Annotated in this window: 23 protein-coding genes; 10 read left to right on the plus strand and 13 right to left on the minus strand. The window is 70.3% G+C overall.

Annotated features, from left to right (window positions below; translation table 11 throughout):
* Positions 1–11: 11 nt before the first annotated feature.
* From ACNI3K_RS01195 to ACNI3K_RS01220, 6 genes are all read right to left on the minus strand, one after another.
* The gene (locus tag ACNI3K_RS01195) at positions 12–1,154 is read right to left on the minus strand and encodes an MFS transporter (RefSeq protein WP_419390034.1); all 1,143 of its coding nucleotides are present in this window, start codon (positions 1,152–1,154) and stop codon (positions 12–14) included.
* Positions 1,155–1,439: 285 nt separating this feature from the next.
* The gene (locus ACNI3K_RS01200; protein WP_419390035.1) at positions 1,440–1,826 is read right to left on the minus strand and encodes a pilus assembly protein TadG-related protein; all 387 of its coding nucleotides are present in this window, start codon (positions 1,824–1,826) and stop codon (positions 1,440–1,442) included.
* A complete protein-coding gene (locus ACNI3K_RS01205; protein WP_419390036.1) occupies positions 1,823–2,227 on the minus strand; it encodes a TadE family type IV pilus minor pilin in 405 nt (134 codons plus the stop codon). The genes ACNI3K_RS01200 and ACNI3K_RS01205 overlap by 4 nt, the downstream gene beginning before the upstream one ends.
* Positions 2,224–2,412 (minus strand): DUF4244 domain-containing protein, encoded by a 189-nt coding sequence (locus tag ACNI3K_RS01210; protein WP_419390037.1) that lies wholly within the window; start codon positions 2,410–2,412, stop codon positions 2,224–2,226. Before ACNI3K_RS01210 ends, ACNI3K_RS01205 begins: the two co-directional genes overlap by 4 nt.
* A gap of 270 nt (positions 2,413–2,682) precedes the next feature.
* Positions 2,683–3,642 carry a type II secretion system F family protein gene (locus ACNI3K_RS01215; RefSeq protein WP_419390038.1) on the minus strand — a complete coding sequence of 320 codons (960 nt, stop codon included), beginning with the start codon at positions 3,640–3,642 and terminating at the stop codon, positions 2,683–2,685.
* Between the two features lie 106 nt (positions 3,643–3,748).
* Positions 3,749–4,822 carry a TadA family conjugal transfer-associated ATPase gene (locus ACNI3K_RS01220; RefSeq protein ID WP_419390039.1) on the minus strand — a complete coding sequence of 358 codons (1,074 nt, stop codon included), beginning with the start codon at positions 4,820–4,822 and terminating at the stop codon, positions 3,749–3,751.
* A 132-nt stretch (positions 4,823–4,954) separates the two neighbouring features.
* On the opposite strand from ACNI3K_RS01220, the gene ACNI3K_RS01225 reads away from it, so the two are divergent.
* From ACNI3K_RS01225 to ACNI3K_RS01245, 5 genes are all read left to right on the plus strand, one after another.
* Positions 4,955–5,755 carry an HAD family hydrolase gene (locus tag ACNI3K_RS01225; RefSeq protein ID WP_419390040.1) on the plus strand — a complete coding sequence of 267 codons (801 nt, stop codon included), beginning with the start codon at positions 4,955–4,957 and terminating at the stop codon, positions 5,753–5,755.
* Between the two features lie 18 nt (positions 5,756–5,773).
* Positions 5,774–6,538, plus strand: a complete 765-nt coding sequence (locus ACNI3K_RS01230) for a sigma factor-like helix-turn-helix DNA-binding protein (RefSeq protein WP_419390041.1) — start codon at positions 5,774–5,776, stop codon at positions 6,536–6,538.
* 1 nt (position 6,539) lies between these two features.
* The gene (locus ACNI3K_RS01235) at positions 6,540–8,081 is read left to right on the plus strand and encodes a hypothetical protein (protein WP_419390042.1); all 1,542 of its coding nucleotides are present in this window, start codon (positions 6,540–6,542) and stop codon (positions 8,079–8,081) included.
* 73 nt (positions 8,082–8,154) lie between these two features.
* Positions 8,155–8,298 carry a hypothetical protein gene (locus ACNI3K_RS01240; protein WP_419390043.1) on the plus strand — a complete coding sequence of 48 codons (144 nt, stop codon included), beginning with the start codon at positions 8,155–8,157 and terminating at the stop codon, positions 8,296–8,298.
* A 175-nt stretch (positions 8,299–8,473) separates the two neighbouring features.
* Positions 8,474–9,415, plus strand: a complete 942-nt coding sequence (locus ACNI3K_RS01245) for a hypothetical protein (RefSeq protein WP_419390044.1) — start codon at positions 8,474–8,476, stop codon at positions 9,413–9,415.
* A gap of 24 nt (positions 9,416–9,439) precedes the next feature.
* Here the strand turns inward: ACNI3K_RS01245 and ACNI3K_RS01250 are convergent, their stop codons facing one another.
* Both ACNI3K_RS01250 and ACNI3K_RS01255 read right to left on the minus strand, forming a co-directional pair.
* The gene (locus ACNI3K_RS01250) at positions 9,440–9,718 is read right to left on the minus strand and encodes a hypothetical protein (protein WP_419390045.1); all 279 of its coding nucleotides are present in this window, start codon (positions 9,716–9,718) and stop codon (positions 9,440–9,442) included.
* 79 nt (positions 9,719–9,797) lie between these two features.
* Positions 9,798–10,094, minus strand: a complete 297-nt coding sequence (locus ACNI3K_RS01255; protein WP_419390046.1) for a hypothetical protein — start codon at positions 10,092–10,094, stop codon at positions 9,798–9,800.
* A 262-nt stretch (positions 10,095–10,356) separates the two neighbouring features.
* Here ACNI3K_RS01255 and ACNI3K_RS01260 point away from each other — a divergent pair, with 262 nt between their 5' ends.
* From ACNI3K_RS01260 to ACNI3K_RS01270, 3 genes are all read left to right on the plus strand, one after another.
* Entirely contained in the window at positions 10,357–12,015 is a 1,659-nt protein-coding gene (locus ACNI3K_RS01260; protein WP_419390047.1) for a catalase, read from the plus strand.
* A gap of 235 nt (positions 12,016–12,250) precedes the next feature.
* Positions 12,251–14,254, plus strand: coding sequence for an acetate--CoA ligase (gene acs / locus ACNI3K_RS01265; RefSeq protein ID WP_419390048.1), 2,004 nt, complete (start codon positions 12,251–12,253; stop codon positions 14,252–14,254).
* A 74-nt stretch (positions 14,255–14,328) separates the two neighbouring features.
* A complete protein-coding gene (locus ACNI3K_RS01270; RefSeq protein ID WP_419390049.1) occupies positions 14,329–15,735 on the plus strand; it encodes an FAD-dependent oxidoreductase in 1,407 nt (468 codons plus the stop codon).
* Here the strand turns inward: ACNI3K_RS01270 and ACNI3K_RS01275 are convergent.
* The 3 genes from ACNI3K_RS01275 to ACNI3K_RS01285 form a co-directional block, all read right to left on the minus strand.
* A complete protein-coding gene (locus ACNI3K_RS01275) occupies positions 15,732–17,819 on the minus strand; it encodes a prolyl oligopeptidase family serine peptidase (RefSeq protein WP_419390050.1) in 2,088 nt (695 codons plus the stop codon). The genes ACNI3K_RS01270 and ACNI3K_RS01275 overlap by 4 nt on opposite strands.
* A gap of 61 nt (positions 17,820–17,880) precedes the next feature.
* Entirely contained in the window at positions 17,881–19,686 is a 1,806-nt protein-coding gene (locus ACNI3K_RS01280) for an ATP-binding cassette domain-containing protein (RefSeq protein ID WP_419390051.1), read from the minus strand.
* A complete protein-coding gene (locus ACNI3K_RS01285; protein WP_419391083.1) occupies positions 19,683–20,699 on the minus strand; it encodes an ABC transporter permease in 1,017 nt (338 codons plus the stop codon). The genes ACNI3K_RS01280 and ACNI3K_RS01285 overlap by 4 nt, the downstream gene beginning before the upstream one ends.
* A gap of 147 nt (positions 20,700–20,846) precedes the next feature.
* On the opposite strand from ACNI3K_RS01285, the gene ACNI3K_RS01290 reads away from it, so the two are divergent.
* Positions 20,847–21,443: a TetR/AcrR family transcriptional regulator gene (locus ACNI3K_RS01290; RefSeq protein WP_419390052.1), complete on the plus strand. Its 597-nt coding sequence runs from the start codon at positions 20,847–20,849 to the stop codon at positions 21,441–21,443.
* 74 nt (positions 21,444–21,517) lie between these two features.
* Here the strand turns inward: ACNI3K_RS01290 and ACNI3K_RS01295 are convergent, their stop codons facing one another.
* Positions 21,518–21,805, minus strand: a complete 288-nt coding sequence (locus tag ACNI3K_RS01295; protein ID WP_419390053.1) for a hypothetical protein — start codon at positions 21,803–21,805, stop codon at positions 21,518–21,520.
* 72 nt (positions 21,806–21,877) lie between these two features.
* Here ACNI3K_RS01295 and ACNI3K_RS01300 point away from each other — a divergent pair, with 72 nt between their 5' ends.
* Positions 21,878–22,333, plus strand: coding sequence for a plastocyanin/azurin family copper-binding protein (locus ACNI3K_RS01300; RefSeq protein ID WP_419390054.1), 456 nt, complete (start codon positions 21,878–21,880; stop codon positions 22,331–22,333).
* A 28-nt stretch (positions 22,334–22,361) separates the two neighbouring features.
* Here ACNI3K_RS01300 and ACNI3K_RS01305 read toward each other — a convergent pair whose 3' ends face one another.
* A complete protein-coding gene (locus ACNI3K_RS01305) occupies positions 22,362–23,075 on the minus strand; it encodes a phosphatase PAP2 family protein (RefSeq protein ID WP_419390055.1) in 714 nt (237 codons plus the stop codon).
* Positions 23,076–23,080: the final 5 nt, after the last annotated feature.

Here is a 23,080-nt window from a genome sequence, read left to right on the forward strand (position 1 = left end):
GGCGCACGACCTCAGCGGTGCGTGGCGGCGTCCTCCGCCCTCGCGGACCTGCTCCACGGCAGCGTCGCGCCGGACACGAGCGAGATCGCTCCGGTGATGATCAGAAGCGTCTCGAGGCCCAGGGCCGGGATCACCATGCCCGCGAGCGCCGGTGCAGCGGCCGAGCTGACCGCCCCGACGACCAGGCACACCGTGAACGCTGCACTCGCACGGTCGGGGACGAGCTGGGCCGTCCACACCGCGAGCACCGCTGACCCGATCATGTAGGCCGCACCGAAGACGGCTGCTGAGGCCGCCGTAGCGGCGAGCGAGTCCTGCCCCCAGCCGAGCAGCGCCAAGGCCACCGCCACCGCCGCGAGGCACCAGGCGGCAACAGCGCGGCTGCCCAGCCGCTGTGCGAGAGCGCCGGCTGTCACTCCCGCCACTCCCGTGACGCCGATGACGGCGTAGAGGGCCGGCACCGCCTCAGCCGGCAGTTCGCCCTCCGCCACGATCTCGGCGGCATAGGTGAAGTAGACGATGATCACCGCGAAGTAGATGAACGAATAGATCGCAGGCAACTTGAGTACTCGCAGGAGCGCGGCGGCACCGTGCTGGCCCGTGGAGTGCTCGGCGCGCGCGGCTCGCGGCGCGAGCCGGATGTTGACGAGGGCGGCGAGAACCGCGGCCACAGCGATGCCGGCCCACACCCACCGCCACGCCCCTTGGGCTGCGAGCACGCCGAGCGCGCCCAGCCCGACCAGCCCCACTGCGGTGCCCGTCGTGATGATCGCCAGGGTGCGCGGCCGTCGTGCGGGATCCACCGCCTGCCTCACGATGTCGGAGTACGTGGCCCAGACCCACCCTCCTGCGCTCCCCGCCAGGACCGCGCCGACGGCGAGCACCGCAGCCGACGGCGCGAAGGTCACGAGCAGCGCGCCCACCGCGCCACACAAGCCGCCGACCGTGGTGGGTGCCCGGAGGCCACGACGGTTGGCGAGCGGCACCGCGAGCACAAGACCGAGTAGATATCCCACGAAGGTCCCACTCGCGATCATGCCGAGCAGCAACTCGGAGAGATCGAAGTCCTCCTCGATGCCCGGCAGCGTCAAGCCGTATGCGTACCGCGCCATGCCGAAGGCGACGCCGACCACCGCGGCGCCAGCCAGACCCACGCGGCCACTGGACGAGAATTCTGGACGCCCTCTCACCACGCGGCCTCCCTCAGGCGCCGCGACGGCACGCTGCCGTCGCCCGGCCTCGATCCAACCGGCAGGTCTTGAACGTTGTCCGCAGGGCTCTGACGCTTCTCACCCCGACATTCTTATCCATCTTCTCTTTTCGGACACTTCGCGAGGGAGTTTCCGAGCAGGCCGCACGGGGAGAAAGCGCGGGGAGACTGCGGAGGCTTCGCGCTCGGGCGCTGCCTCGGTGGGCGCGGTGGACGTGGCGGACGCGGTTCACCCCGGCGCGGCGAATGCGGGTCCCGCGACGGCGAGGGCCACCGCGTCGAGCCGGGCCCGCGTGAGCGTCACCTCGACAGTGACCACTGCGCCAACGACGGCGCACCGGGTCGAGCGGGCGCCATTGTCGCCGGCTGCGGCTGCCGCCATCTCGCATGCACGCGCCGCAGGGTCACGCCCGAGCGCAACCTCGCCCCGGGCTGCGTGCGCCCCCGCGAGCGCGGCCTCATCCGCGGCCTGCTGAGCGGCCACCCGGGTCGCGGATGCTGCGGCTCCGGCAACGATCGCGGCACCCACCACGAGCACCACCATCACGACCGCGAGGGCCACCACGCTCCCGCTGCCGCGCTCGTGGGGGCACCGCGACCCCGACGTCGCACTCACGGCGCGACGCGAGCCACAGACGTGGCCGAGGCGGCGGGCAGCCACCCCGGCCCGTCGATGCTCACCGTGACCTCGACACGACCGCCGCTCGCATCCACCGCGACCACCGCGCCCGGCACCGACCGCCCGATCTCGGTGCGCGCCGCATCCGCCCCCTCCACGGCGGCGATCCGCGCCCCGACCGCGGCCGCCTCCGTGGCGGTGATGCCCGTGCGTGCCCACCCCACCGCGCCGAGCACCAACCCGAGGACGATCACCACCGCAGGCAGTGCCGCCGCGAGCTCGACCGTGACGGACCCCTGGTCTCGGTCACGCCAGGGCCGGCCTCGCCATCCCCCGCCAAGCCCGCTGCCGAGTTTGCCGCGATGAGAGTGCGGGAGTGGCGATGGAACGCCGCTCACCCGAACGCTGAACGGAGGATGCCCGCCAGCAGCTCCCTCACCTCATCCGAGCGCACCAGCGCGATCAGCACGCCGGCGAACGCGGCCGCCGCTACCGTCACGAGCGCGTACTCCGTGGTGGCCATGCCTTCGTCATCGCTCGGGTCGAACTCCCGACCGGTGCGATCGTCCATCCACTTGTTCATCCGCATCCCTTCCGGGCCGCGACCCTCGCCGCCCTGAAACCACGGTGATCTCGCGTCACGGGCGGCGCATGGCCGTCACGGCCGAACCGTGGACGGCGACAGCGTGCCCTTGCCTGGGGACGGGATACCCATGGATGCGGTGGAGCGCACGGAAGGGCCGAATTGGGCCGTGTCGTGGGCCAAGTTGGGCCGCCAGCGACACCGAGCCGGGCAGAGCCAACATGTGCCGTAGACGAAGCCGGCAAACGCCCCCTGGCGCGGCGAGCCAGGCTAGGGAGCGGGTGACGGTCCATCTAGAGCCGGCACCTCAAGCGACCCCAACTCGGCTCCGGCCACCACCGCCACAATCAGCGGCAGCACGCCCGCAAGAGCGAAGGCGGGAAGCAGGCACAGCGCCAGCGGCAGCGCGAGCCGCACGCCCAGCTCACCCGCAGACTTCGCCGCCGCGCGCCGCGACTCCCGGTCCAGGCGCACCATGGCGGCACGGAGCCCGTGGCTGGCCGGCGCGCCCGCCATCTGAGCGAGCGCCAAGGGACGCGCGAGAGCCTGCACCAGCGGGCCGTCCAGCTCCGGGGCCACCCCGCCGTAGGCGTGCGCAGCCGCGAGCGCACGCAGGGGAACGGCGGTGCGAGGGTCGGTGGCATCGGCCGTGCGGGCCAGCGCGCTCGACACGTCGAGCCCTGCCGCCAGTGCCGCATCCACCAGCGCGAGGACCACCGGGATGGGCAGCCCCTCGGAGTCGCTCGCGGTCGCCGCGCCCACGAGCCGCGCCATCCACCAGGACCCGAGCCAGGTGAGCAGTCCTGCGCCCCCGAGCATCGCCCAGCCCAACGGCGAGGTCACGAGCAGCCCCAGCGCCCCCGGATCGACGGCCGCCGCGAGCCCCACCCCCACCAGCGGCAGCCACCGCAGAATGCGTGCGCTCATGCGCGGGCCGGCGAGTTGGGCCTCTGCGGCATCGCGCGAGTCGCGGTCGCGCGCCACGGCGTCGTCGACTCGCGCCAGCACCCGCGCCAGTGGCATGCCGGTGTCGCGCGCCAGCACGCAGGCCGCCACCACCGACTCCGCAGCGGGCCTCTCCCCGCGCCACACCGGGGCATGGGCGAGAGGAACGCCCCGGTCATCGACGGGTACTCCCGCGAGCGACCAAGCGCGCGCCGGCGGCAGGCCGGACTCGAGCAGCGCGATCGCGTCCGCGAACACCAGCGCGACGTCGGCCTCACGCGACACGCCGCCGCCTCGCCCCCGCCAGCCAGTGCGCGCTCGACCGCTACCGCCAGCCGCAGTCCCACTGCCGCCCGCGCCGCCCCCGTCGCCCTCGTCGGCACCTCCGCCCCTACGCCACCGCATCGGCCGCCTCCCCGAGCACCGAGAGGAGCTCCTCCCACGCCGGCCCCGGGCCCCACCTCCCGCGGGCGCCGAGCGACCATGCCGCCTCCACTGCGAGGCCAGGCGAGCGCGCACGCAGCACGCACACCTCGGTGAGCCGCCGTACTCCCCCGGACCGGGCGACGTGCAGCACCACGTCCAGCCCCGCGGCAGCCTGCGCCTCGACGGCCGCCGCAGGCATGCCCGCGAGCGCGCCCAAGGTCGTCAGCCGCACCGGCACGTCTCCCGGGGAGTTGGCATGGATGGTGGTCATGCCGCCCCGGTGGCCGGTGTTGAACGCGGACAGCACCTCCCGCAGCTCCGCTCCCCTGCACTCCCCGAGCACCACGCGATCGGGACGCATCCGCAGCGCCTCCCGCACCAGGCGAGCGAGCCCCACCGACCCGGCCCCCTCGACGTTGGCGCGCCGCTCGACCAGGCGCACCACGTGGGGATGAGCGGGGGCGATCTCACCGGCCTCCTCGATCACCACGATCCGCTCGTGCGGCGCCGCCAGCGACAGCAAGGACGCCATCAGAGTGGTCTTGCCGCTGCCCGTGGCCCCGCACACCAGCACCGACAGCCGTGCCCGGACGATCCGCGCGAGCAGCGCCGCAGTGCGGGCGTCGATCGCGCCCGCGGCGGCGAGATCGGCGAGCGTGAGCGCCTGCGCGCGCACCACGCGCAGCGAGATCGCGGCACACCCTGGCGCCACCGGGGGCAACACCGCATGCAGCCTGTTCCCGTCGGGAAGCCGCGCGTCCGCGACCGGGCTGGCGTCATCGAGCCGCTGTCCCCCGGCCGCGGCCAGCCGCACCGCGAGCGCACGCACCGCGTCGGCATCGGGAAGCGCCACCTCGACGCGTTCGAGACCGAGACCCTTGTCCACCCACGCCTCGCCAGGGCGGTGCACGAGCACGTCGGTGACGCCCGGGGTGCGCAGCAGCATCGCGAGCGGGCCGGCCCACGTCGCAGCGGGCTCAGGACCACTCTCCCCCGAAGCGGCCAATCCGTTCGCAGAAGCCTCCACCGCACCAGTCACCGAGCAAGCGTGGCCGCGTCGCCCCGCCCGCGCATCGGCCGCACACCTGAGCGGTGGAAAGCACGCCAGCCGCAAGCAACTGGGGACGGCCGACAACTGTCGGATGTCGGCCGCGACGGTTAGGCTGACCGCATGGCGAACAGGAAGGTATCGAAGCCCACCGCGGCGTTCTTCGACCTCGACAAGACCATCATCGCGACCAGTTCGTCGCTGGCGTTCTCGCGGCCGTTCTACGACGGCGGCCTCGTCACGCGCGCGCACGCCCTGCGCACCGCCTACGCGCAGTTCTTGTTTCTCGTTGGCGGTGCCGACGAGCGCCAGACCAGCCGGCTGCGCGACTCCCTGAGCGACCTCATCAAGGGGTGGGAGGTCGAGAAGGTCAAGCGGATCGTCGCCGAGACCATCCACGACTACATCGACCCCGTCGTCTACGACGAGGCCCTCCAACTGATCCGCCGGCACCAGGCGAACGGGCGGGACGTCGTGGTGGTCAGCGCCTCGGCCTCCGACATCGTGGAGCCCATCGCGGAACTGCTGGGCGCCGATGCGGTGGTGGCCTCGCAGCTCGGCGTGAAGAAGGGCTTCTACACCGGCGACATCACGTTCTATGCGTACGGCACCGCCAAGGCGGACGCGATGCGCCAGCTCGCGGAGGAGAAGGGCTACGACCTCGAGCGCTCGTACGCCTACTCCGACTCGATCACCGACGAACCCATGCTCAACGCCGTCGGCTACGGGTTCGTCATCAACCCCGACCGGGCGCTCCGGCGAGCCGCCGCTCACCACGGCTGGGGAACCCTGACCTTCAAGAAGCCGGTGGGGCTGCGCACCGGGCCTTCGGCGCGCTCAACCGCCTTGACGCTGCTCGCCACCGCGGCCGTCGCAACGGGGGTCGTGCTGCTGGTGCGGGCGCTGCGCTCGGACAAGAGCTAGCGGCCCGGCGCACATCACATGGTGCGGTGGACTCGGCTCTACGACGAGCTCGCAGGTCCGCGCTACCCCGCCCTCCTCGCCTACGCGCAGCTCCTCACCGGAGAACGCCAAGCGGCCGATGCGCTCGTCGCCGCTGCACTCCGGCGCACCTTCGCGCGGCCCAGGCGACTCGGCGACATCGGCCCGGTCGAGCACCAGGTGCGGCAAGCGATCGTCTCAGAGTTCCTGGCACGCGCGAGCGAATTCGAGGCGGTGACCGTCCCGGCCCGAGCCGCCGACGGCGGTGTCGAGGCGGGCACGTCACCCGAGCCGCTTCCCGTCGCCGGGCCCGAGCCTGATCATCACGCGAGCCCCAACCCCTACGCGCCCCCTGCGCCGGGCGAGGAGTCTGCATTCCCGCCCGCGTCGCACCCAGCCCCCGCAGAGGGCGACCGTGCGGACGAGCCAGCCCCCGCATCGGCCGTAGTGACCGAAGACGCAGTGACCGAACCGGTCGATGGCTCACCATCCCCGCCGGACGATGATGGCCGCCTGCGCGACGCGCTCCTGGCTCTCCCGCCCCGAGCGCGCGTCGTGGCGTTGCTGCGCCACCACGACGGGCTGACACCCGGGCAGATCTCTGAACGGCTCGGGCTGAGCCTCGACGGCGTGCGCTCGTCGCTGCAGGATGTGCGCCGCGTGGCGCGCACCCGTCTGGGCATCGAGCTCGAGGCGGAGCCGCACGCGGCCGAGGGCTGCGTGAGCTCCGAGGTCACCGTCGCTGACCACGCCGGGAGGACCTGACGTGAACGAGTTCAGCGAGCGCATCAGGGACGCGGCCCAGGCGCAGGCCCAGCGCTCCTCGGACGCTCGCGCGCCGCGCGAACTGCGCCGCGCCGTTGGGCGGGCACGAATACTGCGGTTCGGCGGCGCCGCAGGCGTCGCGGCCGTGGCGATCGGAGCGGTCGGTGCCGCTGGGGCGGGCTTCACCGGCATCGGCGCCTCGCCCGAGCCGAGCCCCAGCGCCTCCGTCGACCTGTCCATCGACAGCACCATCGAGTACGCCACCGTGCCGTTTCCGGAGTCGGACGTGGGCCTCGGAGTGGTCGAAGAATCGGAGCTGTGCGGACAGCCCGCGCCCCAATCGGTGGCCGAGGACGAGGACTTCTCGTTCGGGTCCGAGACGCCCCTGACCCTCGAACTGGATCCCACCACCGCCGGCATGACCGTTCGACCCGAGGACGCCAACGCGACCGTGACGTTCACCTACTCCGGAGCGGAGGATCTGCGCGCGTTCGTCGACGCACCCCATGCGCTGTTCCTCCGCGACGGCGAGGTGGTCGGGTGGGACCCCATGATGCAAGAGTCACCTCTGATCACGATGACTCCCGGATACAGCGACTCGCAATTGTGGCGATGGGGCGGATACGTCGTGGGCTGCGACCACGGGGGCACCTATGGACCGCTGGAACCCGGCGAGTACGAGACGGTACTCGTGACGAGCATCCGCATGGATGAGCCGTCCGCGGCCATCCATAGCCTGGAGATGCAGGGTTACACCTTGCCTCCAGTGGCCGACGCCCCCGCTTTTCGGGAGGGCGGCTACGAATGCGAGAACTCGCAGATGTACTTCGGGGCGACCCCACTCACGTGCGTGCCAAATGCCCTGCCAGGGGTCGAGTTCGATTACGAGGCGCTCACCGCGAGAGTGCCGTATGAGAGCGACTACTACAGCCGTGACCTCGATCTCACTCACGTGTCGCCGCCGATCACCGTGACGCTCCTCGACGAGTCGGACCAGCCTGACACCTGGGACTACACCGAGCCACCGACGTACGAACCAGGCACCGTGCCCGCCTGCGGAGACATCTACGCAGACGGGTCCTACGGTGTGCTTGCCGGAGTCTGGAACGAATCCACGAGCGATGTTCGCGACATCGACGAGCGCGACACCCTGACTCCGTCGCTGTGGCGCTTCGCCTTCGGATGGACGAGCGCCGAGGTCGAGGTGCCGCAAGCGCCGCGGCTATGGATCACTCGCGCGGAAGACGTCGAGGTCGACGAGGAAGACGGCGGGAGCTGGCTCTACGAAGGCCATCGAATCGTGGGCTGGATCGACACCACCGCAGTCGGCGGGACCACCGTCTCCATCGACCGCTATCAGGGACCAGCCCCATGGCCGTTGACGGTCTCCGGCCTGGAATGGTGCGACGGTGCAGGGGAACCTGGTGCATTCGACGGGGCCTTCATCGCAGAGCCGGCGTCCATCGCGACGAGCCCAGACGGCGCGTTCCTCGAGCTCGATGCACTCGCTTTCAGACCGGAGAACAATTTCTTCGGTCCGTGACCCCAACCTTTGGACACCCCCCACACGTTGACACTGTGACAGGACGGTGGCTCGACGTGTCTGAAGGGGAATCATGGTCCGGATCGCGTACACCACCGTGGCGGCGCTCGCGCTACTGATGGGTGTGGCCACAGGTTGGACGTGGCAGCAGTGGCAGCCTTCGGCCGGAATGGCCAACGCAGGAGTGGCCACAGCACCCCTCAAGGCGGCCGAATGAGGCCGACGCGCCGGGCTCTCCAAAGAACTTTTCGCAGGGGCATGTCCCTGACCAGGGACGGCGCAGAATCGTCCTCAAGACCTACGTTTCGCCCCCTTTGGGGGACGTACCATTGAGCCTCAACACAAGTTTTCAGCAGGGCGGCAGCAAGCGCCCAGGGGGGCACGACCAGCCGATGAACAAGGGGCTCATGGCCGTGGGCGCGATAGCGATCGCGGGACTGTCGGCAGCAGTGGGCTGGTATGGCGTCCAGTTCCTCACGGCGGGCGAAGAGACTCCGGTCGCAGGGCAGTCCGATCCGCCTGCCTCCGACGTCGACACCGTGACGGTCACGTTCAACATCGACGAGGTCGAGGCTCAGGCCAGTGGCCTCTTCTCTCCCCCGGACTGCGGCGCCGAGTGGTCGGCGGAGCCCACCCCGGCGAACGGCGTGATCCCCGAGGTCAGCGTGACCCAGGGTGAGGTGAGCGCATCGGCCACGGTGACCTTCACCAGCGAAGACGATGATCTGACCGCGTTCCTCGCGCAGGAGGGGCAGCTCATCATCACTCGCGATGGCGTGGTGGTGACCCCCGACTGGGGAACCGAGTTCGTGCCGGACCTGTTCGTCACCTCGGCCGACACCACCGCGCCGTCCTCGGACTCGGTCGAGTTCTCCGGCGCGACCCTGTGCGACACGGCAGCCGAGCTGTCCGCCATCTGGGACGACTTCGAGTGGTCGAACGCCACTGAGGAGCAGATCGCCGAACGTCAGCAGGAGGCCGAGGACTTCGCGGCCGAGAACTCCGACCTGCCGCCCGGCGAGTACGAGGTGTACGCGTGGACGCCCGTCATCCTCGGGGAGCCGGCGGCCGCTGCCCGCGCCCTGGCCGAGGAGGGTCTCGAGGGCCTCGCGTACCTGCAGTACACGGCGGGATACTCGGTCCTGCAGGACGATCCCAGAATTGTGGAGCACTGCACCGAGTCCGAGACCCCCGAGGGTCAGACCGAACTGCTGTGCAACGTCCCTCAGGACGTGCTCGCCGAGGTGCTGACGCGGGACGTGCCCGAGCACTACGTCGTGGATGCGCCCGCTGCAGTCGCGATCTCGGAGCCCGCCACCTTCACAGTGGAGTAAGAGGCACGGTGGAGTAGAGGTGGCTCAGCCGGTCTTGCGGCGGAAGTCCTTGGCGGAGTGCGCCTCGCCATTGCCGTGCAAGGAGTCCGGTCCGGCGCTCTTGCCCGCGCTGCCAGGCTTCTGCGCCTGACCGTCGTTCCCGACGTAGGTGCCCATGACCTCTTGCGGGTCCCCGGCCTTCACGTCCTCGAGGAACTTCTTCGCTTCCTCGTCCCGCATCATCTTCGCGAGCTTGCCGTGGTGGAAGATCACCGCCTCGCCGTTGCTGCGGGTGCGGTAGTCGAATCCTTCTGATCCAGTCATGGGTTCATGGTGACACGACAACCGGCCGATGCGCGCGAGGAGCGGGTGCGGACGCTCCCGCGCCGCGGTGGCTGGCGGGCTACGACGAGGGGCGCTCCTCGCCGTCGTACTCGCGCGTCACGCCGTCGCCGTGAGGCACGGGGCCGTCGAAAGGCCGCTCCATCGCGGGGTGGGTGTCGGTGCCCGAGGTCTGCGCCGTCTCCGACTGCGAGTCGACAAAGCGCGCCATCACCTCCTCGGCATCGCCCTCCTTGACCTGCGCGAGGAAGTCCCGGGCATCGTCGCCGCGCAGCAGGCGGGACACCGATCCGCCGCGCAGGATCTCGACCTCGCCGTTCTTGCGGGTCGTGTAGCTGAAGTTCTCGGATTCAGTCATCTGCCCATCGTGACACGACAGGCGGCCGATGCGCGTGCGGTTTGGTCGAACGTGGCCAACACCGCCACTCGTGGCTGAGTCACTTTCAGGCCGGGAGCACGGTTCGGGTGCTGCACCACATCCGTTTCTGCGAGGGGGAAGTGGGCTTTGGTTCACCGCCAACAGTTCGCGTTGTTTCGATATATTCGAAAGAACCCAGTGCGGGGTGCAACGCATACGCAGCAGTAATGCGCCCACCGATACCCACGAGCGAGGAGTAGCCATGACCGACGTCTCATCTCTTTCACCCGACGACGGCGACGACCGCGAGATCCTCACCAACCGGCAGGGCCACCAGGTCTACGACAACCAGAACTCCCGCACCGTCGGACACCGTGGTCCCGCAACTCTGGAGAACTACCAGTTCCTCGAAAAGATCAGCCACTTCGACCGCGAGCGCATCCCGGAGCGAGTCGTCCACGCCCGCGGCGCGGTCGCCTTCGGCTACTTCGAGGCCACCGGGCTGTGGGGCGACGAGCCCATCTCGGCCTTTACTCGCGCGAAGCTGTTCAATGAGCCGGGAAAGCGTACGGACGTCGCCATCCGCTTCTCTTCCGTCATCGGCGGGCGTGACTCCTCTGAAGCCGCACGCGATCCCCGCGGGTTCGCCGTGAAGTTCTACACCGAAGACGGCAACTGGGACCTCGTCGGAAACAACATTGGCGTCTTCTTCATCCGCGACGCCATCAAGTTTCCCGACGTCATCCACTCACTGAAGCCCGACCCGGTCACATTCCGCCAGGAGCCGGGCCGCATCTTCGACTTCATGTCGCAGACCCCGGAGTCGATGCACATGCTGATGAACCTGTTCAGCCCGCGGGGCATCCCCGCGAACTACCGCACCATGCAGGGCTTCGGCGTCAACACCTACAAATGGGTCAATGCGGCCGGCGAGACGAAGCTGGTCAAGTACCACTGGATCCCGTCCGTCGGCGTCAAGAGCCTCACCGACGCGGACGCCGCTGTGGTGCAGGGCCAGGACCTCGGCCACGCCTCGAAGGACCTCTACGAGTCCATTGAGAGCGGCGAGTTCCCCGAGTGGGAGCTGCGCGTGCAACTCATGAGCGACGACGACCACTCCGAGCTCGACTTCGACCCGCTCGACGACACCAAGGTCTGGCCCGAGAACGACTTCCCGCCGAAGACCGTGGGCAAGATGGTGCTCAACCGCAACGTCACCAACCACTTCGCCGAGAACGAGCAGCTCTCATTCGGCACGGGAGTTCTCGTTGACGGCCTCGACTTCTCGGACGACAAGATGCTGGTGGGACGCACCTTTTCCTACAGCGACACCCAGCGCTACCGTGTCGGCCCGAACTACCTCCAGCTACCGGTCAACCAGGCCAAGAACGCCAAGGTTCGCACCAACCAGCGCGACGGCCAGATGACCTATGCGGTGGATGGCGGCGGCGAAAACCCGCACGTCAACTACGAGCCCTCCATCACCGGTGGGCTGCGCGAGGGCACCTACCCCACGCACGACGAGCAGGGCCCCGAGATCGTCGGTCGCCTGACGCGCAAGCGGATTGCCCGTACCGACGACTACACGCAGGCCGGCCAGCGTTTCCGCCTGATGGAGGACTGGGAGCGCGACGACCTCGTGGACAACTTCATCACGCTGATCTCGCAGGCGTCCCGTGAGGTGCAGGAGCGGATGCTCTGGCACTTCTACCTCGTCGAAGACGAGCTGGGTGCACGCGTCGGCGACGGACTCGGCATCTCGCTCGAAGAGATCCGTGACCTCCCTCCGCTGCAGAGCCAGACCCTGTCAGACGCCGAACTCGCCCGCCTGGGCAACCTCGGCCAGAACGGACCGCGCGAGGTCGACGACCTGGTGATGACTCACTGCGTGCCCAACGAGCGAGTGGTGCTCGCCAGCTGATCTCGCTGACGCTCGGAAGGGGCCGTGTCCGCCGAGAACTCTGGCGATGCGGCTCCTTTTCAGCGTGATCCGGGTGGGCGTCCGGACTCTAAGACGCCGGTCACCGAGAGAGGTCTGGGCAGATCGAAAGGCACGGGACACGGTCCGAGCACCGGCCCCCTACACCGGGCACACACAAACGGCGGGCACACACAAACGGTTGGCCTAGGACCAAAGTCCTCCTAGGCTGGCGATCATGGTCGATGACGCCCGGACACAGTCCCCCACCCTCGAGAACCTCCACACCGAGACTCGCTCCTTCCCTCCCAGCGACGAGTTCGCCGCTCAGGCGAACGCGACCGCCGAGCTGTACAAGCAGGCGGAGGCCGACGGCCCCGAGTTCTGGGCTGAGCAGGCACGACGCCTGGATTGGGAGAAACCTTTCACCGAGGTGCTCGACTGGTCGGACGCTCCCGTGGCGCGGTGGTTCGCCGACGGCACCCTCAACGCCTGCGACAACGCCGTCGACCGCCACGTGCGCGAGGGGCGCGGCGACCGCGTCGCCTTTCACTTCGAGGGGGAGCCGGGCGACACCCGCACACTGACCTATGCCGACATGCAGCGCGAGGTGTCCAAGGCCGCGAACGGCCTGGAGAGCCTCGGCCTGACCAAGGGGGACCGGGTCGCGATCTACCTGCCCCAGATCCCGGAAGCCGTGGTCGCCATGCTGGCTTGCGCGCGCATCGGCGCCATCCACTCCGTCGTGTTCGGCGGCTTCAGCGCAGAGTCGCTGCGCCAGCGCATCGACGATGCCGAGGCGAAGCTGGTCATCACCGCGGACGGCGGCAACCGCCGCGGCGCGCACCTCGCCCTCAAGCCCCTGGTGGACGCCGCGATCGCTGCGGGCGACCACCACCCCGAGCCGTCGGCGACCGTGGAGAACGTGCTCGTGGTCAAGCGCACCGGCCAGGACACGCACTGGGTGGAGGGCCGCGACACGTGGTGGCACGACGTCGTCGAGCCGGCGTCCGAGGTCCACGTCCCCGTGATGGTCGAGGCCGAGCACCCGCTGTTCATCCTGTACACCTCGGGCACGACCGGCACCCCCAAGGGCCTGTTCCACACGACCGGCGGCTACCTCACCGGCGTCTCGTACACGCACCGCGTGGTGTTCGACCTCAAGCCCGAGACGGACGTGTTCTGGTGCTCGGCGGACGTGGGCTGGATCACCGGCCACTCCTACATCGTCTACGGACCCATGATCAACGGCGCGACCCAGGTGCTCTACGAGGGCACCCCCAACACCCCGCACCAGGGGCGCTGGTGGGAGATCATCGAGAAGTACAAGGTGTCGATCTTCTACACCGCGCCCACCGCGATCCGCACGTTCATGAAGTGGGGCGAGGCGATCCCCGCGAAGTTCGACCTCAGCTCGCTACGCCTGCTCGGCTCGGTGGGTGAACCCATCAACCCTGAGGCCTGGATGTGGTACCGCCGCGTCGTCGGAGGCGACCGCTGCCCAGTGGTCGACACCTGGTGGCAGACGGAGACGGGCTCGATCATGATCTCGCCCCTGCCGGGCGTCACGGCCACCAAGCCCGGCTCGGCGCAGAAGCCGATTCCCGGCGTCGCGGCCGCCGTGGTCGACGATCACGGAGACGAGGTGGGTCCCGGTCACGGCGGCTACCTGGCCCTCACCGAGCCGTGGCCGTCGATGCTTCGCGGCGTGTGGAACGACCGCGCCCGCTACGAACGCACCTACTGGAGCCGCTGGCGCCACCTGTACTTCGCGGGCGACGGCGCCAAGCGCGACGCCGACGGCGACATCTGGCTCATGGGCCGCGTGGACGACGTCATGAACATCTCCGGCCACCGCCTGTCCACCACCGAGCTCGAGCACGCCCTCGTGTCGCACCCGTGGGTCGCGGAGGCCGCCGTGGTGGGCGCGAGCGACGAGACCACCGGCCAAGCCGTGGTGGCGTTCGTGGTCGTGCGGTCCGATGCTGCGGGGGCCGACGCCTCCGGCCACGACGTCTCCGTCGCGCTGCGCGAGCAGGTCGCCAAGGAGATCGGCCCGCTCGCGAAGCCGCGCACCATCCTTGTGGTCTCCGAGGTACCCAAGACCCGTTCTGGCAAGATCATGCGGCGCCTGCTGCGCGACGTCGCCGAGCACCGGCCGGTGGGAGACGTCACGACCCTGGCCGACTCGTCGGTCATGGACGCGATCTCGGCGGGACTGGAGTCCGGCAAGGACGACTGAACCGAGCCGAGGTTGGTCGCTCGTGACGCGATACCCGGCCTGCGCATCGGCCGCAAAAGGGCGCACAATGAGGTATGACACTTCACCACACTGAGTTCGACACCATCGTCATCGGCGGCGGCCAGGCCGGTCCATCGCTCGCCGCGAAGCTCGACGGTCGCGGGGAGCGCGTCGCCGTGTTCCAAGACGGGCCATTCGGCGGCACCTGCCTCAATGACGGCTGCCGGCCCACCAAGGCGCTGCGCGCATCGGCCCATGCCGCGCACGTTGCCCGCACCGCGGCCGCGCACGGCGTCCACGTGGGCGAGGTCACCGTGGACGTGTCCAAGGCGATCGCGCGCAAGGACGAACTGATCGACGGCTGGCGCGACAGCGGCGGCGGGTACTTCGAGGACCACGAGACCATCAGCTACGTGACCGCCAGGGCCCGCATCGCGGGTCGCGAGGGCGATCTGTTCCGGGTCGAGTTCGGCGGTGACGGTGCGCACGAGCTGACGGTGGTCACCGCGCCGCGCATCGTCCTCAATCCGGGCGCACGCTCCGTGCCTCCGCCCATCGACGGGCTGGACGAGGTCGACTTTCTCGACCACCACACCATCCTGGACCTCACCGACCTGCCCGCGCGGCTGGCCGTGATCGGCGGCAGCTACATCGGTCTCGAGCTGGGCCAGATCTGGGCGCGGTTCGGCTCACACGTCACCGTGCTGCAGGCGGGTGAGCACATCATGCCGCGGGAGGACCCGGACATTGCCGATGTCGCGGCCACCTTCCTGCGCGACGAGGGCCTCGACATTCGCACCGGCGTGAACATCACCCGCGCGGACCGTCGCGGAGAGGGTGCGGTGCTGACGCTTGCGGACGGTTCTACCGTGGAGGCGGACCGGGTGCTGGTCGCAGCCGGGCGCATCCCCAACAGCGACGACCTGGGGCTGGACACCGTGGGTGTCGACACGGACGGACGCGGCTACATCACCACCGACGAGCACTTCCAGACCTCGGTGCTCGGCATCTATGCGCTGGGGGACGTCAACGGCCGCGGCGCCTTCACCCACACCAGCTATCAGGATCACGAGATCCTGGCCGAGCACCTCGGGGGCGAGGAGCGGTCCGTGGCGGGCCGCATCCCCACCTACGCGATGTTCACCGACCCGCCCCTCGGACGCGTCGGCATGACGCTGGCGCAGGCTCGGGAGGAGGGCATCAACGTCGCAGTCGCGAACTACGACATGGCTGGCGTCGCGCGCGCCGCCCTCGACGGCGTGACGGCCGGCACGATCCGGCTGGTCGTGGACGCGGACCGCGACCGGCTCGTGGGCGCCGCAGTCCTGGGCCACCATGGCGACGAGGTGATCCACGCGCTGTCGATGCTGATGCACCTCGACGGGCCCGCATCGGCGCTGCACACGTGGCTCACTATCCACCCCACCGTGGCCGAGCTCCTGCCCACCGTCTACGGCGCACTGGAGCCCGACGAGAGCTAGCCCAACACCTCCGGCAGCTCGGGCTCCTCGCCGAGCACGTGCTGAGCTAGGAAGGCGAACACCGTCTCGTACCAGACCACCGCGTGCTGGGGCTTCAGGATCCAGTGGTTCTCGTCGGGGAAGTACAGGAACCGGTGCGCCATGGTGCCGTCGGGCTCCGCGAAGCGCTCGGCGAGCTCGGCCCACAGCCGCAGCCCCTCGCCGATCGGCACGCGGTAGTCCTTGTCCCCGTGGATCACCAGCATGGGCGAGGTGATCGCGTCCACGTATTGGTGCGGCGAGTGCTCGACCATGGCCTCGGGTGTGAAGATCGATTGCCAGTAGTCGGCGTGGTCAGTGGTGGGTGCGAACTGGTCCAGCGCCCACAGGCTCGCGTGCGTCACGATCGCGTCGAAGCGGCCGGTGTGACCCGCGACCCAGTTGGCCATGTATCCGCCGAACGATCCGCCCATTGCGGCGGTTCGATCCTGGTCGATCTCGGGCCGCGCCTCCACCGCATCGGTGATGGTCATCAGGTCCGTGAAGGGCTTGTCGCCCCAGCTGTTCCAGCCGCGTGCGATGTAGTCGAGCCCGTAGCCGGTGGAGAGAGCGGGGTCCGCGAGCAGCACCGCGTAGCCCTGAGCTACGGCGTGCGCCGGGATCCACCGCCACGACCACGCGTTCCACGAGCCCAAGGGGCCGCCGTGGATCCACAGCAGCAGCGGCGCGGGGGTGTCGGCCGTCGCGGAAGGCGGCGTCAGCAGCCAGCCGGGCACACGCGCGCCGTCCTCGGCCGTGGACTCGACGCGCGTCATGTCCGCATTGACCGGGGCGGCCGGTGCCGGCGTCGCGAGCTCGGTCACGGCCCCCTCGCTGTCGATCCGCACCGGGTGGGGCGGCTCGAGCCAGTTCGACCGCAGCGCGACCAGCCCGCCGCCATTGCGGTCGACCTGGACGTTCGCGTACGCGTAATCGTCCTGGGTGAGGCGGATCACCTCGTCGTCCTCGAGATCGATCAGGAAGATCGGCGCGCGGCCATCGTCGTCGGCCGTCACCACGAGCGCGCGACCGTTCGCGGAGAACGCGAGCGACGTGGCCCACCGGTCCCATGCGGGGGCGACGCGGCGGGCGCCGGACCCGTCCAGGTTCGCGACCCAGATCTCCTGGTCCGCAGGGCCCGCCGGGGTCGACTTCGCGCCGCGCCCGTAGGCGATCATCCCGCCATCGGGACTCACCGCGGGGCTCGAGAAATCCACTCGCGGCTCGTCCGCCAGCACGGTCGTGGCGCCGGTGGCGACCTCGATCGCGACCAGCCGGTAGCGGTTCGAGCGTCCCTCGGGCACGGACTGCGTCGCGATGACCGTCGTGCCGTCGGGCGTCACGGCCGCCTCGGGCGCCTCTGATTGACGTCCCGGTGCCGGCGTCAAGTCGCGCGGCCGCGGCATCGTCTCCGGGTAGGGCTTGGTGGACGCGGCGGAATCCGCGTCCCCAGCGTGCGCCTCGCCGGGGCTGCCGGCCGATGCGCGGGCGGCCTCCGCTGGGAGCTCGCCGAGGTCGAGGGCCAGCAGATGGGGCTCGGCGGGTCCGAGGTCGTGATCCCAGTGACGCATCGGGTACGAGGTATGCAGGATCGCGCTGACCTTGCGCTTGGTGCGGTCCGCGCGAATGCGGGCGTCGTCCTCGAGGCTCTGCGCGGAGGCCATCAGCTCGGAGGTCACCACCACCACCGGGGCGTCCGCCGCCACCGCTGCCAGCCCGGCACCCCCGCCCAGGCGCGTCACGCATCGGGCCTCTCCCCCACGTGCCGGGAGCAGCCACAGCTGGGCTGCGTCCTCCTCGTCGCCGTCGGGGCGCGCGGAGGTGAACAGCACGTCTCCGTCCGCCGTGAAGGCCGCACCCGTCTCGCCCTTGGCCGAGCGCGTCAGGCGCACGGGCGCCCCCGAGCCGTCCGCCGGCACCTCCCACAGGGCGCGCTCAAACGCCGTCGAGTCTGAACTCAGGGTGGCGACCGTGAGCACGGCGCGAGTGCCGTCGGGCGACAGGGCGAGGCCCTCGATGCGGGGGATGGCGATGATGTCGGTCAGGGATTCGTATGGCTCGTTCACCGGTCCACGGTATCCCGCCGCCTCACCCCGACGATGCGTCAAGGCGAGCGCGGTGCTGGTATCAGATCCGCACGCCAGCCTCGCGCTCCAGCATCGACTCCTCGAGCGTCGCCGGGACCTGGCTGACGGTGCCGCGGAGCCCGGCGGCGCCCAGGGAGTCCCGGACCCGCTCCGCCGAGGACCCAATCACCCGCACCCGCGTCCCCGCGAGCGACACCAACAGCCCCGCCTCGGAAAGCGCACGGAAGGCGGCCGGCCACTGCTCAACCTCGACCTCGAGGGCGCGCACGTCGCCCACGATGTCGGCGCGCGACCCGGCGGCGACGTTGCGCCCCCGCGACATCAGCACCAGCCGGTCGCACTGCTCCGCCTCCTGCATGTAGTGCGTCGTGACAAGCACCCCGACGCCGTGGTCGGCGCGCTCGTGGATCACGTCCCACAGCCGTGCGCGCGACAACGGGTCCACGCCTGAGGTGGGCTCGTCCAGCACCAGCAGTTCGGGCTCGTGCCCGAGGGCGGCGGCGAACGCGAGCTGTCGCTGACCGCCCAGCCCGATCTGGCCCACGGTGCGGTTGCCCGAGGCCGCGAGCGCCTCCGGCAGCGCGGTCGCGCCAGCCCCGAACACGGCATCCACGAAGTCGAGGTTCTCGCGTGCGGTGAGCGCGGACCACAGCCCCAGACCCTGCGGCACGTATCCCTGGCGCGCGCGGGTGTGCCGCGACGGGACCTGCCCGAACAGCTCCAACTCGCCCTCCGAGGCCGGCAGCAGCCCCAGGATCATGCGGATCAGCGTGGTCTTGCCGGCGCCGTTCGCGCCCAGGAGTCCCACGATCTCGCCGGGCCGCACCGTGAGGGACACGTCGTCGACGGCCGTGAACTCCCCGAAGCGCCGGGTCACGGCGGTAGCGCGGATCAGCGGCGCGGCGTCTGCGCCAACCTGCTGACCAAGCCGCCCGGCCGGCACCGACGATGGCACGGCGCGGGGTCGCCGGGCGTCGGATGGCGCCGGGGCAGCGGGTGCGCCACGCGAAGAGTCCTCCCCCTCCGCGCTCGCTTGCTTCGCGAACGCCGCGGCCACCATCGCATCCTCCAGATCCGCCGCGGGCGCATCGCCGGACGCCGGGGCCTCGGGTGACCACTGCCGCCACGCCGCGCCTCGCCTCCACGCGTACGCGGGCACTTCAGGGGTCTCGAGCGTGGTCACGTGGCCCGGCACGGCGGCCAGCACCTGCGCCGGCGTGCCCTCGATGAGCACCCGTCCGGTGTCGAGCGCGAGCACGTGCGAGGCGCGCTCGGCCTCGTCCAGGTACGTGGTCGCCATCACCACGGCTGCGCCGTCTGCGGCGGCCTGGGAGATCATGCGCCACAGGTCGACGCGGCTCACGGGGTCGACGCCGGTGGACGGCTCGTCGAGGATCAACAGGTCGGGGCGGTGGAGCATTGCCAGGAAGAACGCGAGTTTCTGGCGCATGCCGCCCGACAGGGCGCCCGCGAGCCGGTCGGTCGCAGCAGCGAGTCCCGCGCGCTCGAGCAGTTCAGCGCGACGCTCGCGCAACGTCGCTCCGCGCACGCCGTGCGCCGCGGCGGCGAACGCGATGTTCTCGTCGACGGACAGATCGCGCCACACCCCGGCGGCGGTAGGCATGAAGCCGATGCGCGACCGGCCCGGTGCGCGCACCTCGCCCTCCTCGGGTCGCAGCGCGCCGGCCAGCGCTCGCAGTGCCGTGGTCTTCCCGGCCCCGTCGCCGCCGACCAGGGCGCGCACCTCTCCCGGTACCGCGTGCAGCGTCACCTGATCGAGCGCCGTATGGCGCCCGTAGCGGACGGTGACGGAGTCGAGCCCCCAGGCCCTCGCATCGGCCGTCATGAGGCCCGCACCTTCCGATGCGGGCTGGGGGCCAAGTCGCGGCGGAACCGCAGCACGGCCGCGGTGAAGATCAGCACTGCCATCCCCACCAGCACGGCGAAGACCGGCCACAGTGACGCGAGCCCCGCGCCGCGCAGGAAGATGCCCTGGCTCATCTCGACGAAGTAGGTGAGCGGCAGGCAGCGGCCTATCCATGCGATCACGGTGGGCATCGCGTCGAGCGGGAAGATGAAGCCGGAGAGCAGGATCTGTGGGAGCAACATCATGATCGCGAGTTGGATGGCCTGCGCCTGCGTCTGGGACACCGTCGAGATCAGCACGCCCAACCCCAGCACTACGAACAAGTACAGACCAGCGCCTGCGGCGAACAGCCAGGGATTGCCCGCGAGGGGGACGTCGAACAGCCACACGCCCACCAGCGTGACGATGAGCATGTCGATCGCCGCAAGGATGAAGTACGGCGCAATCTTGCCCAGGATCACCTCCCAGGGCCTCAGGGGCATCACCGCGAGCTGCTCCAGCGTGCCATTCTGGCGCTCCTTGACCAGGCCTATCGACGTGATGATGGTGCCGATGAACGTCAGGATCAGGCCTATCAGCGCGGGGACCATGACCCACGAGGTGTCCAGCCCGGGGTTGAAGAGGATTTCGACCTGGACGGCGCCACCCGCGCGGGCCAGCGCGGCCCCTGCGGACTGGGCGGCGAACAGGCTCGAACCGTCGAGGTAGGCGGTCGGGGGCTGCGTCGAGGTGTCGATGGCCACGTCGACGACGTCGTCGCGAAGCAGGTCCCGCGGATCGGCGCCGGGATCGTTGCTGGCGGCCACGACAAAGATCTCGGGCAGCGCCTGCTCGACCTGATCGGCTCGCTCGCCCGTCACTGCGGTGGGGATCTCGTCGACGGTGAAGTTGGCCGCGTACCCAAAGACGATGAGCAGCACGATGGGCAGCGCGACCAGCATGGCCATGGTGCGCCGGTCCCGCCGCAGCTCGCGGAACTCCTTGAGAATCATGGCCCTCACGGGTGCCTCCTCGGCGTCGTTCACGTGGCCCCGACGGTGCCGGAGGCCTAAACCGAATGTTCATTCGCTTTACGGATCCATCGTGGCGCGCGCCCCGTGGCTTGTCAAGAACGAACGTTCATTCGTTAAGGTGGGCGCATGCCCCGTCGCTCTCCTCAGCACCACGAGCAGCGCCGCGAGCAGGTGCTCGCTGCCGCGCTGCAGTGCTTCGCGCGCGACGGCTTCCACGCGGCGTCGATGGCGGACGTGATCGCGGCGGCCGGCGTCTCTGCGGGCACCGTCTATCGCTACTTCCCGTCCAAGTCCGCGCTGGTGGTCGCCGCCGGCCGCGCGGTGTTCCTGCCCGCCGCCGCTCCGCTGACCGCGCTCGCCGCTTCGGGCAAGGTGGTGCGCCCCACGGAGGCGATGGGAATGATGTTCGCCGCGCTGCTGGAGAGGGCCCAGCAGGACGGCACCGACATGACCGCGCTGACCCTCGACGTGTGGGCCGAGTCGCAGCGGGATGCCGAGATTCGTGACGCGCTTCAGCAGGTGTACGGCGGCATTCGCGCTGATCTGGGCGCGCTCGTGACTCGCTGGCAGGAGGCCGGCCACATCCCCGCCAGCGAAGACCCGGAGACGCTGACGATCGCGCTCGCGGGCGTCATGCCAGGGCTACTGCTGCAACGGCGGATCTTCGGCGAGGTCGACGCCGCGGGCGCACTCCGGGCGCTGGGCGAGCGCACCGGCCTGTAGCGCCGCCACTCTTCCCCACAGCGCCCGTTGCGCAGGCGGGGGGCCGATGCGCGGGCGGGGTGAGGGAGGCGTCCTCAGCCGAGCAGCTCGGCGACCGCCCACCACGCCGCGGCGGCCGCACCCAGGACCCCGAGCAGCACGAACACGTGGTTCGCCCACAGGTCCGAGCGGCGCGCGATCGCGCCAATCGTGAGCGACACCGCGATGATCGCCACGCCGACGAGCGCGGCGCGCACGTCGCCGGCGAAGCCACCCTCGCCACTGAAGCCGGGCAGCGTCACCCCCAGCACCAGCACCGATGCGACCATCACCAGGCCGATCATCGCGCCCACGCCGCCAATCGCCCTCGCGGTTGCCCTCATGCGGCACACGTTAGCGCCTCCCCTTCGTCCCCCGCCCGCACACGCCCAAACGCGCCGGGTTAGCATCGGACCATGGCTCACCTCACCTTGACCCGCAGGGCCGCCGCCGCAGCGGTGGCGACGATCGCAGCCGTGGCTCTCAGCGCATGCGGCTCCTCTGGCGGCGGAGACGTCGTCGACCTCGGCACTGGCAACAGTGCGCCCGCATCAACGCCCGAGCCCACCGGCGGCACCGGCGGGGGCGCCGAGGAGCAGGCGGCCCTGGTCGCCGTGTCCGCGTTCGAGTACGGCTACCAGCTCGTGGCACCCATCGAGGCCGGCCGCTACACGTTCGAGATGTTCAACGACGGCGACATGCAGCACGACCTGGTGCTCGAAGGGGAGGACGCCAGGGGCGCGACCGCCATCATCAACCCGGGCGAGACGGACTCGTTCACGGTGGATCTCGAACCCGGCACCTACACGCTGTACTGCTCCGTGGGCGCGCACCGCGCACAGGGCATGGAGGTCACGTTCACCGTCACCTAGTCGTAGGGCCGCCTAGTCGTAGGGCCGCCTAGTCGTAGGACGCGGGCTCGGCACGCGGCCCGAGTTGCGCCCGGCGCAGATCCAGCCAGCGATCAGCAGCAACCACGAGGCCCAGCACCATGACGCCTACGCACGCTCCTGCCAGCACGTCGGACAAGAAGTGATAGCCCAGGTAGAGCCGGGTGCCGCCGACGAGAGCGATGAGCAGGGCGGAACCGAACGTCCACCACAGCGCGGCGCGCACGCTGCTACGCCCCCGCCACAGCAGGTACGCCGTGACGAGCACCAGAGTGGCCGCGCCGCTGGTGTGGCCTGACGGGAACGAGTACGAGGTCTCGTAACCGGGGACGCTTTGAAACCCCTCCTCCGGCCGCGCCCGTGCCACGATCGCCTTCACGAGCATGGACGTCGCGGTGGCCATCACCATCGACCCCGCGAGCAGCAGTGGGTCCCGCCACGCACGCGTGCGCCGGACCCAGAACGTGCAGCCGATCAGGATCAGGATCGGCAAGACCACCGGTCCGAAGGTCTCGGTGATCGCGGTCATCACCGTCGTCAACCACGCGACACGGTTGTCGACGAGCCACTCGATGAGCGGCTGGTCCGCCGCCTCGATGATGTCGTTGTCGAGCACCTCGTCGAGCACCGCGACGAATCCCCACGCGCCGAGGCCGAGGAGCAGTGCGCCGGGCACGATCACGCGCACCAGCGGCGGCAGCCTCATCCAACGGTCCCGAATCATCCACC

This window comes from Demequina ureilytica, assembly GCF_048553575.1.
Taxonomy (GTDB): Bacteria; Actinomycetota; Actinomycetes; order Actinomycetales; family Demequinaceae; genus Demequina.